A 17,616-nucleotide genomic window follows, 5' to 3' on the forward strand; every position below is an offset into this window, starting at 1 on the left:
CCATATGCAAGCAATCGCGCAGCAGCACGCCCGAGAGCGTCAAACCGGCCGTCTCGGCCAGCTCGTGCGCCGTGTCGCACGAGGCGCGGGCAGCGTGGCGATCGGCGCATCGCTGCTGGTTGCATCGCACGCATTCGCGAGCGGCACCGAGCAACTGAAGGCGTTCGTCGCGCAGGTCCATTCGGCGCACGGCAACTTCGTGCAGCAGGAAGTGCACGCGCCGAGCAAGGCGCAGAACGCCAGCGGCGCGCTGTCCACCGCCAATCCGAACAAGCCGACCACCTCGAGCGGCACGTTCACGTTCGCGCGGCCCGGCAAGTTCATCTGGCAATACGAGAAACCGTACGCGCAACTGCTGCAGGCCGACGGCGACAAGCTCTATGTGTACGACAAGGACCTGAACCAGGTCACGGTGCGCAGCCTCGGCAATGCGCTCGGCGCGAGCCCGGCGGCGATCCTGTTCGGCAGCAACGATCTCGACAAGAACTTCACGCTGCGCGACGCGGGCGTGAAGGCCGGCATCGACTGGCTCGAACTGACGCCGAAAGCGAAGGACACGCAATTCGAGCGCGTCGGTATCGGCTTCAAGGACGGCAATCTCGAAGCGATGGAACTGCACGACGTGTTCGGCAACGTGACGCTGCTGACGTTCTCGAACATCCAGAAGAATCCGCAATTGCCGGCCAATGCGTTCAAGTTCACGGTCCCGAAGGGCGCGGACGTGATCAACGGCTAGGCGAAGTCGATGGCGCCGGCTGCCGGCGCTGCACTGGTGGCCGATCGAGCCGCGCTTTCGGGCGCGGCTTTTTATTGCGGACAAAAAATCCCACTCCGGCAACCCGGGCGATCCTGCAAACGGAATTGTTTAGTGCGAGACTGAGCGAAATGCGAAGGGCTGCGCGCGTCGTCGCTGCGCCTGATTATTTTTAGGGTTTCAGGCTGCATTCTCTAACAATTTTTTGCTGCAACGCAACAAAATAACGCATACACTGGGGGCAAGAGTAGTCGCTTTGGGTGTTTTGCAAAGGGTGAGGCATGTCATGAACACGTCTTCGTCACATGAATTGAATCGGTCTGCGTCGCTGCATGTATTCGAGCAGGAAGGCGGATGGCATTGGGGTATTACGGTTCCGCGCTCGCTGGGCAGCGGTTTTCGGGTCGTCGCGTATAGCGACAAAACCTTTATCGATGAGGCCGAAGCCCATCGGGAAGGCAATCAGGCGCTCGAGCGTTTCGCCGATGCGCCGGCCGCGGCATTTGGCCCGCAATAACCAGGCTATTGGTCAAAAAACGCCATCCCATTTCCGGGCTTGCTGGCGAAATCCTCGCAAAGATTGATCGGTAATAAGTTCATATGCAAAAAATTGCATATTTAATTGACTTCGCCGAGGTCAAAGGGATAATGACTGTCCCTTTTTTGAGATATCGCGCCTACTTTGACCTTCGCGGAATATGAAACCACGCATGCTTTGAGCGTGGAATTAGATGGCGTGAATTACGCCGGGACTTATCGGGTGATGACGGGTACCGTCGTCGTCCACTTCGAAAACGAAACCAAATTCGCTTCTTACGCGCCGAACCGGCCGGAGACCGTCGCCCGCTGGCTGTTGACGGACCTGTGCCGCAAGGTCGAATCGCGTCGGCGCAAAGCGGCGAAGAATTAGCTCGGCATTATCACGGGCGCTGCGGTGCCGGTTATCGATGGACACCGAATGGTTCGCCGAATAAAAAAAGACCTGCAAATGCAGGTCTTTTTTGTTTTCAGGCGTCACGCAAACCCAGTCGCGTTTAATTCGATGCGCGCTCACGCATACGCGGTTTTACGCGCCGACACGAACACGAAATAGCACAGCGCGCCGATCGCGAGCGACGGCAGCGTCGCGCCGAGATTCGGCAGCCACTGATTGATCACCTGATACGACGCGATACCGATCGCCCACGCGGCGAACGCGCTCAGATGCCAGCCGCCCGAGAAACCGTAGCGGCCGCGCACGTCGCCGAGCACGGCGGCGTCGATGCGGCGCTTGCGCACCACGAAGTGATCCATCAGCACCACGCCGAACAGCGGCGCGAACACCGAGCCGATCAGCAGCAGGAAGTTCTGGTATTTGGCCATCGGCACCAGCAGCGCGATCAGCGTGCACAGCGCGCCGAACGCCGCCGACAGCAGCGGCACGCTCGCGCGCGTCCAGAACGTGCCGGTCGATACCGCGGCCGAGTGGATGTCGGCGAATGCGTTGTCGATTTCGTCGATCAGGATCAGGAGCAGCGCGAGGCCGCCGCCGGCCTGCGCGAGCGCGCTGGTCAGCAGCGCATCGCCGCCGCCTGCCGCGAGGCCGTAGATCGCGCCGAGCGCGTAGAACCAGATGTTGGCGATCCCGTAGCCGGCCAGCGTGCCGCGGAAGGTTTCGCCGGCGCGGCGGCCGAAGCGCGTGTAGTCGGCGATCAGCGGCAGCCACGACAGCGGCATCGCGACCACGAGGTCGATCGCGCCGCCGAACGGCATCTCGCCGGTGCCGGGACGCTGCATCATCTCCGCGAGGTTGTGGCGCGCGAGCAGATTCCACGTGAGCCATGCGGCGCCCGCGAGCAGCAGCCAGATGCCCCACTTGCGCAGAAAGCGCCGCACGAACGACAGCGGGCCGCTGATCGCGAGCAGCGTCGCGAGCAGGCCGAAGATCACGGTCCATACGAGCGGCATCGACAGACCGAACGCCTGCTTCGCGAGCGCGTCGGCGGAATCGCGCATCACGATCACTTCGAACGAGCCCCAGCCGACCAGCTGGACCATGTTCAGCACCGCCGGCACCGATGCGCCGCGCACGCCGAGCGTCGGGCGTAGCGACGACATCGCCGCGAGTCCGGTGTCGGTGCCGATCACGCCGGCGAGCGCGAGCAGCACGACGCCGATCACGCTGCCGAGTACGATCGCGATCAACGCGTGCGGCAGCGACAGCCCCGGCACCAGCAGCGCGCCCGCCTGCGCGACGAGCAGGCCGATGCCGAGCGAGAACCACAGCGCGAACGCGTCGCCGGTGCGGAACGCGCGGCGCGCTTCGGGCACCGGCGTGAGCGGCGCGTAGGTGGAGCCGGCGTCGCCGGCGACTGAATCTTGAGCCATCTGAGGTTGTTCCTGTTGGTGTAGCGGTGAGTCTGTGCCGGCTCTCGCGCGAACGCGGTCACTGTCATAATGCAGGACGTTGTCCCGCGCCTGCGCGCGAGCCTTGTCTGGTCTCGCGTTCGTGCACGGGCTTTGCTCGTCCTGTTGGTCAATCCCGTTGGTGAGCCGTATTTGTGAGCCCGGCGGACCGTGTCCGCCAGCGCCCGGAAAAGCCGGAAAGCCGAGATTATCCCCAAAACGTCATGTTTGAAGAAACCCGTGCCAATGTTCCGCTCGCCGAACGCCTGCGGCCACGCAATATCGACGAAGTGATCGGCCAGACGCATCTGCTCGGCCCGAACAAGCCGCTGCGGGTCGCGTTCGAATCCGGCGAAGCCCATTCGATGATCCTGTGGGGCCCGCCCGGCGTCGGCAAAACCACGCTCGCGCGGCTGATGGCCGATGCGTTTCACGCGCAGTTCATCGCGTTGTCGGCGGTGCTGTCGGGCGTGAAGGATATCCGCGAGGCGGTCGAGACCGCGCAGATTCATCGCGCGAACGGCCATCAGACGCTGGTGTTCGTCGACGAGGTGCATCGCTTCAACAAGAGCCAGCAGGACGCGTTCTTGCCGCACGTCGAGTCGGGGCTGTTCGTGTTCGTCGGCGCGACGACCGAGAATCCGTCGTTCGAGGTCAATAGCGCATTGCTGTCGCGTGCGGCGGTCTACGTGCTGAAGAGCCTGACCGACGACGAACAGCGCGAACTGCTCGACCGCGCGCAACGGGAACTCGGCGGCCTCACGTTCACCGACGAAGCACGCGACGCGCTGATCGGTTCGGCCGACGGCGACGGCCGCAAGCTGCTGAACAATCTCGAGATCGTCGCGCGCGCGGCCGCGCAGCAGAAGACCACCGAGATCGACGGCCCGCTGCTCGGCAGCGCGCTGGCGGAAAACCTGCGCCGCTTCGACAAGGGCGGGGACGCATTCTACGACCAGATCAGCGCGCTGCATAAATCGGTGCGCGGCAGCAACCCGGACGGCGCGCTGTACTGGTTCTGCCGGATGCTCGACGGCGGCGCGGACCCGCGTTATCTCGCGCGACGTATCGTGCGGATGGCGTGGGAGGACATCGGTCTCGCGGACCCGCGCGCCGCCCGCATCACGCTCGATGCCGCCGAGACCTACGAGCGCCTCGGTACGCCCGAGGGCGAACTGGCGCTCGCGCAGGCGATCATCTATCTGGCGATCGCGCCGAAATCGAACGCCGGCTACAACGCGTACAACGAGGCGCGCCGCTTCGTCGGCAAGGACCAGTCGCGCGCGGTGCCGGTGCATCTGCGCAACGCGCCGACCAAGCTGATGAAGGAACTCGGCTACGGTCACGAGTACCGTTACGCGCACGACGAACCCGATGCGTACGCGGCCGGCGAGACCTATCTGCCGGACGGGATGCGCGAGCCGCACTGGTACGAGCCGACCCCGCGCGGGCTCGAAGGCAAGATCGGCGAGAAGCTCGCGCGGCTCGCCGAACTCGATGCGCGCTGGCGCAGCGAGAACAAGCCGAAGAAGGGCTAAGGCCGCGGCGTTGGTTCTCGCCGCGTAGTCCCGTGAGTACGCAGCTCCGACAGGCGCACCGGACGCCCGTGCCGGTGCGCTAAAATCGCGGTTTCATACAACGAACATCCGTCCCATCCCATGCTCGACATACAGTTGCTGCGCAAAGACCTCGACGGCGTCGCGAAGCGCCTCGCCGACCGCGGCTATATCCTCGACGTCGCCGCGTTCACCGCGCTCGAAGCGGAACGCCGCGATACCCAGACCCGTACCGAAGAAATGCAGGCGCGTCGCAACAGCCTGTCGAAGCAGATCGGCGCGATGAAAGGGCGGGGCGAAGACACGTCGGCGGTGATGGCCGAAGTCGGCGGTATCGGCGACGAGATGAAGGCGTCGGCGGTCAAGCTCGACGAGATCCAGAAGCGTCTGTCGGATCTGCTGCTCGGCGTGCCGAATCTCGCGCACGAAAGCGTGCCGGTCGGCAACGACGAAGCCGGCAACGTCGAAGTGCGCCGCTGGGGCACGCCGCGTCAGTTCGACTTCGAGGTGAAGGATCACGTCGACGTCGGCGCGCCGCTCGGCCTCGACTTCGAAACCGGCGCGAAGCTCTCGGGCGCGCGCTTCACGCTGTTGCGCGGGCAGATTGCGCGGCTGCATCGTGCGCTCGCGCAGTTCATGATCGACACGCACACGCTGCAGCACGGCTATACCGAGGTGTACACGCCGTACATCGTCAATCCGGACATTCTGTTCGGCACCGGCCAACTGCCGAAATTCGCCGACGATATGTTCCGCGTCGAGAAGGGCGGCGACGAGAACACCGTCACGCAGTATCTGATTTCGACGTCGGAAATTTCGCTGACGAACACGGTGCGCGAGAGCATCGTCGAAGCGGGCGAGCTGCCGATCAAGCTGACCGCGCATTCGCCGTGCTTCCGCTCGGAGGCCGGTTCGTATGGCCGCGACACGCGCGGTCTGATCCGTCAGCATCAGTTCGACAAGGTCGAGATGGTGCAGATCGTCGCGCCGGAAAAGTCGTACGACGCGCTCGAAGAAATGGTCGGCCATGCGGAGGCGATCCTGCAGAAGCTGGAGCTGCCGTATCGCGTGATCACGCTGTGCACCGGCGATATGGGCTTCTCGGCCGCGAAGACCTACGACCTCGAAGTGTGGGTGCCGGCGCAGAACACCTATCGCGAGATTTCGAGCTGTTCGAACACCGAGTCGTTCCAGGCGCGACGGATGCAGGCGCGTTATCGCAACGCGCAGGGCAAGCCGGAGCTGCTGCATACGCTCAATGGTTCGGGTCTCGCGGTGGGCCGCACGCTGGTCGCCGTGCTCGAGAATTTCCAGAACGCCGATGGTTCGGTGACGGTGCCGACGGCGCTGCGTCCGTACCTCGGTGGGGTGGAGCGGCTGGAAGTGCCGGCCGCTTGACACAGTTGCCGGCCCGCGCGCAGGCACTGACTGATTGCATGCCCGGCAGCGCCGGGTTCGTCTGACGGTGCGGCGGCGGGCTTGCCGGTCCCTCGAAAATTTTTAAAAGTTTTTTCGGCGAGGGGCTTGGAAAACAGAATCGAACTGTTCTATAATCTTTTTCTCCCAAGCAACGACCCGCTTGGATCCGACAAAGCAGCAAAGTTGGAATACCCGGAAAGGTGGCAGAGTGGTCGAATGTACCTGACTCGAAATCAGGCGTACGGTTTTCCCGTACCGTGGGTTCGAATCCCACCCTTTCCGCCAAATTCATGAAAAAGCCCCGCAAGTGATTGCGGGGCTTTTTTGTTTCTGGTTGCTTGTACATCGATTCCGTTGGTCCTCGTTGTGGACCAGCCTCATGGTCTGCGGGTGCAAAGAGCCGCGAAGCGGCGAGCTCGAATTTATCTGGCCCGCCGCACCGCTATCACTGAACCCGAAACCCCTCCATCACCTCCCTCAACCCCCGCGCCTGATCCGCCAGCGACGCGGCCGCCGCCGCACTCTCCTCGACCAGCGCCGCATTCTGCTGCGTGACCTCATCCATCTGCGTGATCGCGATCCCCACCTGCTGAATCCCGTCGCTCTGTTCGCGCGACGCCTGCGCGATCTCGCTGACGATGCTCGTCACCCGCGTGATCGCCGCCTCGATCTGCTGCATCGTGCCGCCCGCGTCCTCGACGAGCCCCGCGCCGCGCTCGACCCTCGACGTCGAATCCGCGATCAACGCGCCGATCTCGCGCGCCGCGGCCGCCGAGCGTTGCGCGAGACTGCGCACTTCGCCGGCCACCACCGCGAAGCCGCGTCCTTCATCGCCGGCGCGCGCGGCTTCGACCGCCGCATTGAGCGCCAGGATATTGGTCTGAAACGCGATGCTCTCGATCGTGCCGATGATCCCGGTCATCTGAGCGGACCCGGTGTGGATCGCGCGCATCGTTTCGATCATGCTGCCGACCGCATCGCGCCCATGCGCGGCCAGGTTCGACGCGCCGCGCGCGAGTTCGCTCGCCTGCTCGGCGTTGCTCGCGTTCAGTTGCACGGTCGCGGTGAGCTGCTCCATCGCCGACGCGGTTTCACCGAGCGAAGCCGCCTGCTGCTCGGTGCGTTGCGATAGATCCTGATTGCCGGCGGCGATCTGCTGCGTCGCCGACGCAATAGCGGTCGAGCCCGAGCGCACCGCCGCGACCGTCCCCAGCAGCCGCTCCTGCATCGCCGCCAGCGCGCGCAGCAGTGTGCCCATCTCATCGTTTGCATGCACGGCGGCGCGCGTGCTCAGGTCGCCCGCCGCGATCGCATCGAACTGATGCATCGCGCTCGCGAGCGGCGTCATGATCGCGCGACGCAGCGAGCGCCAGCTCAGGAACGCGACCGCCAGCGCGAGCACGATGCTGGCCGCGCAGGTCGCGAGCATCGCGTGAAACAGTGCGTTGGAGCGCGCGCCGGCTTCGCTCGCCTCGCTATCGAGGTAGCTCTCGAGCTTGCCCTGACTCGTGTCCATCGCGGTGTACAGCGCGATCAGATGCTGCGCGCGGCTCTCGTCCATCCAGCCGGTGTCGCCGCCGCGGATCGCGTCGATCAACCGGTCGATGCCGTCGTGGCGCACCGCGTTGCGCTTCGCGTCGAGATCGTCGGTCAGCGCGGCGAGCTCGCCGGCCTTCGGCAGCGCGCGAAACTCGCCCCAGCGGCGATCCGATTCCGCGAGCAGACCGTTCGCGCGCTCGAGCTGCATCGCCAGTTGCGGCGAGTGCGGATTGGCCATCGCCCAGTCGAGCCCGAAGCGCGCCCGCGACATCGCGGTGCCCGACTTGCCCAGCGCGACCACCGACGCGTAGTGCACCGCATACGCGTCGCGCTGCGCGCGATTGCTTTCGGCCATGCCAACGATACCGATCGCGCCGGTCGCGATCAGCAGCAGCGCGAGGAATGCGATCGTCGCCGCGATCCGGGCATTGAGCGTGAGATTTTTCATGAGAAGTGGCCGCCTCCATGGTTGCCGTAATAGCGAAAAACGTTTCTTATATGGAACAAATATTCATTAATGGAATATTTGTCCCTGTATATCGGCATAGCGGCGCGGAGTATTTAGCCCGGAGCCACGCTCTGTCATGGCCAATGGGCCTTCCAGGGAAAACGCGAGTTTTGGCCGTTTTTGTGGCTTTTCAGTCACGAGTGAGACGAACGGCAACTTTTTCGGGCGGCGGTGTCATTGCCGGTCTTTTCGTCCACCCCAAGAATTTCACCCATCGCGTCCGGCGTGACGGACACAGCGGGCGGCGATTTCTGGAGGGAGACCGAGCATGCAATTCACACTGAACGGAAAGCCGTTCGATTTCGATGGCGATCCCGACACGCCGCTGCTGTGGGTGATCCGCGACGCCGCGGCGCTCACCGGCACCAAGTACGGCTGCGGCATCGGCGCGTGCGGTGCGTGCACCGTGCATCTGGAAGGCGAGGCGACGCGTTCGTGCGTGCTGCCGGTGTCGGCGGTGGCGGGGCGCAGCATTACGACGATCGAAGGGCTGTCGGCGGACATTTCGCATCCGGTCCAGCAGGCGTGGATCAAGCAGGACGTGCCGCAGTGCGGCTACTGCCAGTCGGGGATGGTGATGGCGGTCGCCGCGCTGCTCAAACAGCATCCCCATCCGACCGATGCGCAGATCGACCAGGGCGTGACCAACCTGTGCCGCTGCGCGACCTATCACCGTATCCGCGAGGCCGTCCATGTCGCAGCAAATTCCTGAGCGCGTGGCGGAGCGCGCGGCTGCGCAGATGGCCGAGCACGGCGTCGATGAGCCGCGCCATCCCGGCCGGCGCGCGTTCCTGAAGCGCGGTGCGGCGAGCGGCTTCGCGATCGCCGGCAGCCTCGTGCTGCCGCTCGCGTGGAGCACCCACGGCGCGACGGCTGAAGCGGCCGAAACAGCCGGCGCCGCGGCCACCGCCGGCACGCACGGCGCGACGGGCGCCGACGGCTTCCACGAAATCAACGACTGGGTGCGCGTCGATCCCGACGGCCGCACGATCATCGGGCTGTCGCAATGCGAGGTCGGGCAGGGCGTCTACACCGGCTTGCCGCAGGTGCTCGCCGACGAGATGGACGCCGACTGGCGCAAGGTCAGCGTCGAGTTCGTCACCGGCCGCGACGCGTACCGCATCTCCGCGGCGAACGAGATGCCGCAGCAGTTCGTCGGCGCATCGATGTCGGTGACGATGTTCTACACGCGCCTGCGCACGGCGGGCGCTCAAGCGCGCGCGGCGTTCCTGAAGGCCGGCGCGCAGCATCTCGGCGTGCGCACCACGCAATGCACCGCGAAGAGCGGCCGCGTGATTCACGTGCAGACGGGCCGCTCGGTCGGCTATGGCGAACTGCTCGACGCGGTCGCGAAGCTGCCGCTCGATCCGCAGCCGCGTCTGAAGCCGGAGTCCGCGCATACGCTGATCGGCCAGCCGCTCGGCAAGCTCGACACGCCGCTGAAGGTCAGCGGCCGCGCGCAATACGGCGTCGACGTGAACGTGCCCGGCATGCTGAACGGCGCGCTGAAGATGGCGCCGACGCTGAACGGCAAACCGGTCGCCGTGCGCAATCGCGACGCGGTGCGGGCAATGCCGGGCGTGGTCGACGTGGTGCAGGCGAAAGACGCGATCATCGTGGTCGCCGCGACCTACTGGCAGGCGAAGAAGGCCTGCGATGCGCTCGACGTGCAATGGGACGATGCCGTCACGCCCGCCTTTGACAGCCCGACGATCCTTGCGCAGCGCAAGGCCGCGCTGATGTCGGAGCAGGCGGTCGTCGCGACGCGGATCGGCGACGCCGCCGCGCAGTTCGCCGCCGCCCCCGCTCACCAGCACACGGTGGTCGAAGCCGACTACCACACGCCGTACATCGTTCACGCGACGATGGAGCCGGTCAACGCGACCGTGCACGTGCGCGAGCACGACATCGAAGTGTGGGGGCCGATCCAGGGGCAGGACAAGGTGCGCTGGACGCTCGGCGCGATTTTCAAAATGCCGGCCGACAAGGTGATCGTCAACACGACGTTCCTCGGCGGCAGCTTCGGGCGCAAGTACGTGCCCGACTTCGTGATTCATGCGGCGGTGGCGTCGAAGGCGGTCGGGCGTCCGGTCAAGGTGATCCGCTCGCGCGAGGACGACATCCGCCACGGCTTCTATCGACCCGGCGTGTCGGCGCGCATGCGCGCGGTGCTCGGCGCGGACGGCTATCCGCAGGCGATGCATCTGCGCGTGGTCGGGCAGTCGCTGTACTGGGCAATCAAGCGCGACTTCTACGAGAAAGCCGGCGGCTGGGACGAAACGATGCTCGACGGTCTGTACGACCTCGGCTATCGCGTGCCGAACCTGACCGTCGATTCGGTGACCGTCACGCAGCCGGTTCCGGTGAGCTTCATGCGCAGCGTCGGCAGCACGTCGAGCGTGTTCTTTCTCGAGAATTTCATCAACGAGCTCGCGCATGCCGCCCATATCGATCCGCTAGCGTACCGCCGCACGCTGCTGCGCGACGATCCGCTCGCAGTGCGGGTGCTCGAGCGCGCGGCGGCGAAGGCGGGCTGGTCGAGCAAGCCGGCGCCCGGCGTGCATCGCGGTCTCGCGTATTGCCTCTACACCGGACGCGGCGGCGCGTTCACGACCTACGTCGCGGTAATCGCCGAGCTGCGGCTGGTGGGCGGCAACGCGAAGCTCGAACGGGTGGTTTGCGCAGTCGACTGCGGGCGCGCGATCAACCCGATGCTGATCCGCCAGATGATGGAAGGCGGGATCGGCTTCGCGCTGACCAATACGTTCAAGAGTGAGATCACCTTCAAGGACCGCGCGGTCGAGCAGCAGAACTTCGCCGACTACCCGCTGCTGTATCTCGCGCAGATGCCGAAGATCGAGGTGGTGATCGTCGACAGCGATCGCGCGCCGCAGGGTTGCGGCGAGGTGGTGTTGCCGCCGGTCGCGCCGGCGGTCGCCGAGGCGCTGTTCCAGGCGAACGGTGTTCGCTTGCGCACGATGCCGCTCGAACAGCCGCTCGCGTGAGCCGCCGATCCGTTACTCGCGTTGCACCGGTTTCAGATTCACCGTTTCACCGTTTCCAGTCGCAGCTTCACCTTTACGAATAAAAGAGATCCCATGATTCGCCCACTGATCGTTCCTTTCGTTGCCGTTCTCGCCGCGACCGCGGTAAGTGCGGCGCACGCCGAGCCCGCCGTCGATGCCGCGCGCGCCCAGGACCTCGCCAAACAGCACGCGTGCTTCGGTTGCCACGCGATAGATAAAAAGCTGGTCGGTCCCGCGTATCGCGACGTCGCCGCCCGTTACGCGGGCAAGTCCGGCGCGCTCGCGACGCTGGTCGCGCACGTGCAGAACGGCAGCTCCGGCGTGTGGGGCGCGGTGCCGATGCCGCCGAACCGGATCAGCGCCGCCGATGCGCAAACCGTCGTGCAGTGGATTCTCGCGGGCAGCAAAAGCAACTGAGCCAACTGAGCGTCCGGGGTGATGTGACGCCGCGGGCGCATGCGTTCGCGGTAACCGCGCAGCACCGTCAGCATCGTCAGCGGAAATCAAAGCCGCAAAAAACCGCAGTAAAAAGCCGGACCCGACAAACGTCCGGCTCGCTTCCAAATTAATAAGTACAACTTTCAAACCGGGTTGGAGACTCACATGAAGAAGTTCTGCGCGGCAGCCGTGCTGGCAGGCACGGCGGGACTGGCGTTCGGCCAGAGCAGTGTGACGCTGTACGGTATCGTCGATACCGGCGTCGAGTACTACAACAACGCGGCCAAGGGCGGCAGCTTCGTCGGCATGCCGACGCTGACCGGCGAGGTGCCGTCGCGCTTCGGCCTGCGCGGCGTCGAAGACCTCGGCGGCGGCTACAAGACCTTCTTCGTGCTCGAAAACGGCTTTGCGCCGTCGACCGGCGGCCTGAACTACGGCGGCCGTCTGTTCGGCCGCCAGGCGAATGTCGGCGTGATCAGCGACTACGGCACGCTGACCCTCGGCCGCCAGATGAACATGTCGATGTACGTGTTCCTCAACGCGGACGTGATCGGCCCGTCGATCCATTCGATGGCGAACTTCGACTCCTATCTGCCGAACGCGCGCAGCGATAATGCGGTCGGCTATCTCGGCAAATTCCACGGCGTGACGGTCGGCGGCACCTATAGCTTCGGCCGCGACGCGGCGGGCCCAGCCGGTCCGTCGGCGACCAACTGCGGCGGTCAGGTGGCGGGCGACGCGGTCGCGTGCCGTCAGTACACCGCGCTGCTCGCGTACGACGCGGGCTGGGGCGGCGCGGCCGCTTCGTACGACGTGATGTACGGCGGCACGGGCGCGAGCGCGCCGCTCACGAGCCGCAACGACACCGACAAGCGCGTGATTGTCGACGGCTACCTGACCTATCAGGGCGGCAAGGTCGGCGCCGGCTGGATTCGCCGCAACACGTCGGCGGCGCCTGTACATCAGCAAACCGATCTGTTCTTCCTCGGCGCGAGCTACTTCGTGACCCCGGCGCTGTCGTTCGACGCCCAGGGCCTGCGCTACGTCGCCCGTTCGCAGTCGAGCTCGACGATGGTGGTCGGCCGCGCGAACTATCTGTTATCGAAGCGCACCACGGTATATTCGTCGCTGGCGTACATGTTCAACAGCCCGCTCGCGGCGAACGCGGTGGCGGCGGCCGGCTCGGTGACGCCGGGCGCGAACCAGCTGGGCGTGATGGTCGGCATCCAGCAGCGCTTTTAATCACATCACGGAGTAGACGGGAAATGGCGGTGGACCTGCTTAGCGACACTCTCGCGGATCTGCGCGCGGACGCGGTGGTGACCGGCCATTTCTCGTTGACCGCGCCGTGGGCATTCCTGAAAGCGGCGGTCGACGGCGCGGCGTTTCGCACCGTGTTCGGCGATCCGTTCTACGTCATCGTCGAAGGGATGGAGCCGGTGCGCGTCGAGACCGGCGACTTCGTGCTGCTGCCGCATGGGCACGAGCACGTGCTGGCGTCGTCGCCGGAGGTCGCGCCGGTGCCGTTCGACAACCTGATGGCCGACCAGGGGATCCATCCGAGCTTCGACACGCCGCTGCACTTCACCGCGGGCGGCGGCGGCTCGGTCAGCGATCTGTACACCGGCATCATGACCTACCGCGAGGCGATGCGCAGTCCGCTGTTCAGCGTGCTGCCGCCGCTGATCCACGTGCGCGCGAACGACCCGGCCGTCGGACCGTGGCTCGCCAGTACGCTGATGGCCTTTATCCGCGAATCGATGGCCGCGCAGCCGGGCTGGGCGGTCGCCGCCGCGCGGCTCGCCGACGTGCTGTTCGTGCAGCTGCTGCGCGCGCATCTGGCCTCGGCGGTCAATCACACCGGCTGGCTGCGCGGGCTGATGGACCCGCAGGTCGGCAAGGCGATCGCGCTGCTGCACCGGCAGCCGGAGCGCGGCTGGACCGTCGAATCGCTCTCGGCGGCGGCCGGCATGTCGCGCTCGCGCTTTAGCGCGCGCTTCGTCGAACTGGTCGGCGAAACGCCGATCGGCCACCTCACTTCATACCGGATGTATCTGGCGAGCGGCGCGCTGCGCGACCCGCGGCGGCGGCTGATCGAGATCGCCGAGAGCGTCGGCTATGCGTCGGAGAAGGCGTTTATCCGCGCGTTCCGCCGCTGGTCGGGACTCGCGCCGAAGCAGTACGCGCGCAATCTGCGCGATCCGTACGATATGGCGAAGAGCGCGAGCACGAACGCGCTGACCCGGCTCGGGATTTAGTTAGAAAGACTAAGTGCCCGGCTCCCCGCCCGGCACCCGCCAACTGTCTCCTTTTCCCCGCTTTGGCCGGTTTCCACGGGGTGGCGCCGCGATCCTCTGTACAATTGCCCCAAATCGCCCGGCCGGGCGGCGCTTGAGCGTCGCCGGGAATTCGACCGGGCGGCTCGTTTCGCGCTTCGCCCCGCGCCTCACCCCGACTGAATTCATGGCCATTACCTACAAGACTCCCGACGATATCGCGAAGCTGCGCATCAGCGGCCGCCTCGCCGCCGACGTACTGGCAATGATCGGCGAACACGTCAAGGCCGGCGTGTCGACCGACGAGCTCGACGCGCTGTGCCACGACTACATCGTCAACACCCAGAAGGCGGTCCCGGCAAACGTTGGCTACCTGGGCTTTCCGAAGACCGTCTGCACGTCGGTCAACAGCGTGGTGTGCCACGGCATCCCGAATCGCAACGAGGTCCTGAAGGACGGCGACATCATCAACATCGACGTCGCGGTCATCAAGGACGGCTATTTCGGCGACACCAGCCGGATGTACTGCGTCGGCCAGCCGAGCCCGCTCGCGCGGCAGCTGATCGATACGACCTACGAGGCGATGCTCGCCGGCATCCGCGAGGTGAAGCCGGGCGCGACGCTTGGCGACGTCGGCTACGCGATCCAGAAGGTCGCGCAGCGCGAAGGCTTTTCGATCGTGCGCGACTACTGCGGGCACGGCATCGGCAAGGTCTATCACGAGGACCCGCAGGTGCTGCACTACGGCCAGCCGGGGCAGGGCGTGCGCCTGAAGCCGGGCATGGTCTTCACGATCGAGCCGATGATCAACGCGGGCCGCGCCGGCACCTCGGTGCAACGCGACGGCTGGACCGTGGTCACCAAGGACCGCTCGCTGTCCGCGCAATGGGAGCACATGGTCGCCGTCACCGACGCCGGCTACGAACTGCTGACGCCGTGGCCGGACGGCACCGGCGGCTACGAGGCGCCGTAAGCGCACGGGCGCGGCGCGCGAAGTCAGCGCCGAGGCGGACGGCAACGGCCGCCGCGCGGCCGATTCGCGCCCGCTGCGAACACTTCGCGCGGCCGTCCGGTTCGAGCAAGAATAAATTGACTCGCCGGCCGGTTCGGTTAAAGCTACGCGTTAGGGTTTCCAGGGGTTTTTGTCTGCATGAGTCCGTCATTGACCGTTCGCCGCATCACTGCTGAGCAGGGCGCCGTTTTTCGCGAACTCCGTACCGCATCGCTGCGGGAGGCGCCGTATGCGTTCGGCGCGACACTGGAGGACGCGTTGTCGGCCGACGCCGCCAGCTTCGACGCCACCGCGGCGGACCACGCGGTATCGCGTACCGCCGGCACTTTCATCCTGTACACCGAAGGTCATCCGGCCGGCCTGATCGAGGCGCATCTCGAAGAGGCAGGCGAGCATCGCGCGTTCGTCGGCGAACTGTGGGTGGCGCCCGCGGTGCGTCATCTGCGCGGCGGCGAGCTGCTGGTCGATACCGCGAGCAACTGGCTCGCCGCTGCCGGCGCCACCGAAATCTACGCATGGGTGGCCGACTCGAACCGCAACGCGATGCGCTTTTACGAAGCGCTCGGCTTCGGCCCGACCGGCGAACATCGGCGCGTCGAGCGCGCGCCCGAGCAGGTCGAAACTCTGCTGGTGTGGCACGTGCCGGCCGATTCGGGCGAGCCCGCGGAGTAACGCTTCGCGCGCGGCGCGCGGACCCGGCCTGATTGGCTTCGTCGTCGCGCCGTGCAGTTGCCGCTCCGCTTCCGCTGTTTGCGCAGCCGTTCCGTTCTCCTCCCGCTGTCTCCATCCCGTCCGTCACGCGCAGCGCCGTCGCACGTGTTACACGCGCGTCGACAGATCGCTCACAAAACCGCTGATTTCTGCCGGAAAAAACCTGGCCGCGCGTGCGTACGCCTGTAAAATACGCAAAATTTTTCGCCGAACGCTATGTCGCCCAAGAAATCGCCCTTTTTCGAACTGCGCAGCGGCTCTGTCGACACGCTGATGTTCGTGGTCAAAACGACCGACCTCGATGCGATGCGTGCCGAACTGACCCGGCGCTTCGAGGCGACCCCCGAGTTTTTCGCCAACGACGTCGTCGCGATCGACGTGCGCCGCCTCGCCGCCAATGAGCGCGTGCCGCTCGCCGAGATCGCGCAACTGCTCGACAGCGTGCGGATGCGTCCGGTCGGCGTGGTCGCGAATGCGGAGCAGGGATGGGCGGCCGAGTCGGCGTTGCCGCTGCTCGAAGCGCGCGACCGCCGTGGCGCTGCCGTGAAGCAGGCCGATGAAGACGGCGCGGCGGCAGCGAATGCGGCGGGCAAGGGCAATGCGGGCAACGCGGAAGCTACCGCAAACGCCAACGCAAACGCCACCGCAAGCGCGGCCACGGCCAGCGCCGCCGCGGCAGCCGCTACGAGCACTCCCGCATCGATCGATTCCGAACCGGTGCGCCTCGCCACCTCCTCGCAAACGATGGTGGTCGAAAAGCCGCTGCGTTCCGGCCAGCGCATCTACGCAAAGGGCGATCTGGTCGTGCTCGGCCTCGTCAGCTACGGCGCCGAGGTGATCGCCGAAGGCAACATCCATATTTACGCGCCGTTGCGCGGCCGCGCATTGGCCGGCGTGCAGGGCAATCACGACGCGCGCATCTTCTGCACCTGTCTCGAGCCGGAACTCATTTCGATCGCCGGCATCTATCGAACCACTGAGAACCCGCTGCCGGCCGACGTGCTCGGCAAGCCGGTGCAGATCTGGCTCGAACAAGAAAAACTGATGATCGAACCGCTGCGGCTCACGTAACGCGACGCATGGCGCGCGCTGCTCCGGGGCGATGGCGGCACGCGACGCTGCGGCGAAACGGGTCGCGCATCAATTGACGCATTTGACGAACACAAGGTAAGGGTAATGGCAAAAATCATTGTGGTGACTTCGGGCAAGGGTGGCGTGGGCAAGACGACCACGAGCGCGAGTTTTGCATCGGCCCTCGCATTGCGTGGCAGCAAAACCGCCGTGATCGACTTCGACGTCGGCCTGCGTAACCTCGACCTCATCATGGGCTGCGAGCGCCGGGTGGTGTACGACCTGATCAACGTGATCCAGGGCGAAGCGAACCTGAACCAGGCGCTGATCAAAGACAAGAAGTGCGAGAACCTGTTCATCCTGCCGGCCTCGCAAACGCGCGATAAAGACGCGCTGACGATGGAAGGCGTCGAGAAGGTCATCAACGATCTGATCGCGATGGACTTCGAATACATCGTCTGCGATTCGCCGGCCGGTATCGAATCGGGCGCATTGCTGGCCATGCACTTCGCCGACGAAGCGCTGATCGTGACGAACCCGGAAGTGTCGTCGGTGCGCGACTCCGATCGCATTCTCGGCATCCTGTCGTCGAAGACCAAGCGCGCGATCGAAGGCAAGGAGCCGATCAAGGAACACCTGCTGATCACCCGCTACAACCCGAAGCGCGTCAGCGAAGGCGAAATGCTGTCGCTCACCGACATCCAGGAAATTCTGCGCATCGATCTGATCGGCGTGATTCCGGAGTCGGAAGCGGTGCTGCACGCATCGAACCAGGGTCTGCCGGCCGTGCATCTGGACGGCACCGACGTGGCCGAAGCCTATAAGGATGTCGTGTCGCGTTTCCTCGGCGAGCAGAAATCGCTTCGCTTTGTCGATTATCAGAAGCCCGGGCTGCTGCAGCGCCTCTTCGGCACCAAGTAA

16 protein-coding genes and 1 tRNA gene are annotated in these 17,616 nt (G+C 65.4%); 14 read left to right on the forward strand and 3 right to left on the reverse strand.

Annotation, left to right across the window (positions count from 1 at the left end; all coding sequences use genetic code 11):
* Nucleotides 1-4: 4 nt before the first annotated feature.
* On the forward strand, nt 5-736 hold the full coding sequence (gene lolA / locus BTH42_RS03955; protein ID WP_075295973.1) for an outer membrane lipoprotein chaperone LolA: 732 nt from the start codon (nt 5-7) through the stop codon (nt 734-736).
* Between the two features lie 304 nt (nt 737-1,040).
* Nucleotides 1,041-1,271, forward strand: a complete 231-nt coding sequence (locus BTH42_RS03960; protein ID WP_075295975.1) for a hypothetical protein — start codon at nt 1,041-1,043, stop codon at nt 1,269-1,271.
* A gap of 210 nt (nt 1,272-1,481) precedes the next feature.
* Here BTH42_RS03960 and BTH42_RS35340 read toward each other — a convergent pair whose 3' ends face one another.
* Together BTH42_RS35340 and cytX are read right to left on the reverse strand one after the other, a co-directional pair.
* Nucleotides 1,482-1,808 (reverse strand): hypothetical protein, encoded by a 327-nt coding sequence (locus tag BTH42_RS35340; RefSeq protein WP_178392114.1) that lies wholly within the window; start codon nt 1,806-1,808, stop codon nt 1,482-1,484.
* A complete protein-coding gene (gene cytX, locus BTH42_RS03970; RefSeq protein WP_075295979.1) occupies nt 1,805-3,121 on the reverse strand; it encodes a putative hydroxymethylpyrimidine transporter CytX in 1,317 nt (438 codons plus the stop codon). The genes BTH42_RS35340 and cytX overlap by 4 nt, the downstream gene beginning before the upstream one ends.
* 242 nt (nt 3,122-3,363) lie before the next feature.
* On the opposite strand from cytX, the gene BTH42_RS03975 reads away from it, so the two are divergent.
* From BTH42_RS03975 to BTH42_RS03985, 3 genes are all read left to right on the forward strand, one after another.
* Nucleotides 3,364-4,677, forward strand: coding sequence for a replication-associated recombination protein A (locus BTH42_RS03975; RefSeq protein ID WP_075295981.1), 1,314 nt, complete (start codon nt 3,364-3,366; stop codon nt 4,675-4,677).
* Between the two features lie 120 nt (nt 4,678-4,797).
* Nucleotides 4,798-6,093 carry a serine--tRNA ligase gene (gene serS / locus BTH42_RS03980; protein WP_075295983.1) on the forward strand — a complete coding sequence of 432 codons (1,296 nt, stop codon included), beginning with the start codon at nt 4,798-4,800 and terminating at the stop codon, nt 6,091-6,093.
* 215 nt (nt 6,094-6,308) lie between these two features.
* Nucleotides 6,309-6,399, forward strand: a tRNA-Ser gene (locus BTH42_RS03985).
* Between the two features lie 160 nt (nt 6,400-6,559).
* Here BTH42_RS03985 and BTH42_RS03990 read toward each other — a convergent pair.
* The gene (locus tag BTH42_RS03990; protein WP_075295985.1) at nt 6,560-8,101 is read right to left on the reverse strand and encodes a methyl-accepting chemotaxis protein; all 1,542 of its coding nucleotides are present in this window, start codon (nt 8,099-8,101) and stop codon (nt 6,560-6,562) included.
* Between the two features lie 328 nt (nt 8,102-8,429).
* Between BTH42_RS03990 and BTH42_RS03995 the strand changes: the two genes are divergently transcribed.
* The 9 genes from BTH42_RS03995 to minD all read left to right on the forward strand — a co-directional run bounded on the left by BTH42_RS03995 (nt 8,430) and on the right by minD (nt 17,616).
* Nucleotides 8,430-8,873 carry a (2Fe-2S)-binding protein gene (locus BTH42_RS03995; RefSeq protein WP_075295987.1) on the forward strand — a complete coding sequence of 148 codons (444 nt, stop codon included), beginning with the start codon at nt 8,430-8,432 and terminating at the stop codon, nt 8,871-8,873.
* Nucleotides 8,854-11,166 (forward strand): xanthine dehydrogenase family protein molybdopterin-binding subunit, encoded by a 2,313-nt coding sequence (locus tag BTH42_RS04000; RefSeq protein ID WP_256701760.1) that lies wholly within the window; start codon nt 8,854-8,856, stop codon nt 11,164-11,166. The genes BTH42_RS03995 and BTH42_RS04000 overlap by 20 nt, the downstream gene beginning before the upstream one ends.
* A gap of 93 nt (nt 11,167-11,259) precedes the next feature.
* A complete protein-coding gene (locus BTH42_RS04005; RefSeq protein WP_075295989.1) occupies nt 11,260-11,604 on the forward strand; it encodes a c-type cytochrome in 345 nt (114 codons plus the stop codon).
* 186 nt (nt 11,605-11,790) lie between these two features.
* Nucleotides 11,791-12,867: a porin gene (locus tag BTH42_RS04010; RefSeq protein WP_075295991.1), complete on the forward strand. Its 1,077-nt coding sequence runs from the start codon at nt 11,791-11,793 to the stop codon at nt 12,865-12,867.
* Nucleotides 12,868-12,890: 23 nt separating this feature from the next.
* On the forward strand, nt 12,891-13,883 hold the full coding sequence (locus BTH42_RS04015) for an AraC family transcriptional regulator (protein WP_075295993.1): 993 nt from the start codon (nt 12,891-12,893) through the stop codon (nt 13,881-13,883).
* Nucleotides 13,884-14,088: 205 nt separating this feature from the next.
* Nucleotides 14,089-14,874, forward strand: a complete 786-nt coding sequence (gene map / locus BTH42_RS04020) for a type I methionyl aminopeptidase (RefSeq protein ID WP_075295995.1) — start codon at nt 14,089-14,091, stop codon at nt 14,872-14,874.
* A 177-nt stretch (nt 14,875-15,051) separates the two neighbouring features.
* The gene (locus BTH42_RS04025) at nt 15,052-15,585 is read left to right on the forward strand and encodes a GNAT family N-acetyltransferase (protein ID WP_075295997.1); all 534 of its coding nucleotides are present in this window, start codon (nt 15,052-15,054) and stop codon (nt 15,583-15,585) included.
* Nucleotides 15,586-15,840: 255 nt separating this feature from the next.
* Nucleotides 15,841-16,695, forward strand: coding sequence for a septum site-determining protein MinC (gene minC / locus BTH42_RS04030; protein WP_075295999.1), 855 nt, complete (start codon nt 15,841-15,843; stop codon nt 16,693-16,695).
* Nucleotides 16,696-16,800: 105 nt separating this feature from the next.
* A complete protein-coding gene (gene minD / locus BTH42_RS04035; protein WP_013088749.1) occupies nt 16,801-17,616 on the forward strand; it encodes a septum site-determining protein MinD in 816 nt (271 codons plus the stop codon).

Source organism: Burkholderia sp. SRS-W-2-2016, assembly GCF_001931485.1.
Taxonomy (GTDB): domain Bacteria; phylum Pseudomonadota; class Gammaproteobacteria; order Burkholderiales; family Burkholderiaceae; genus Paraburkholderia.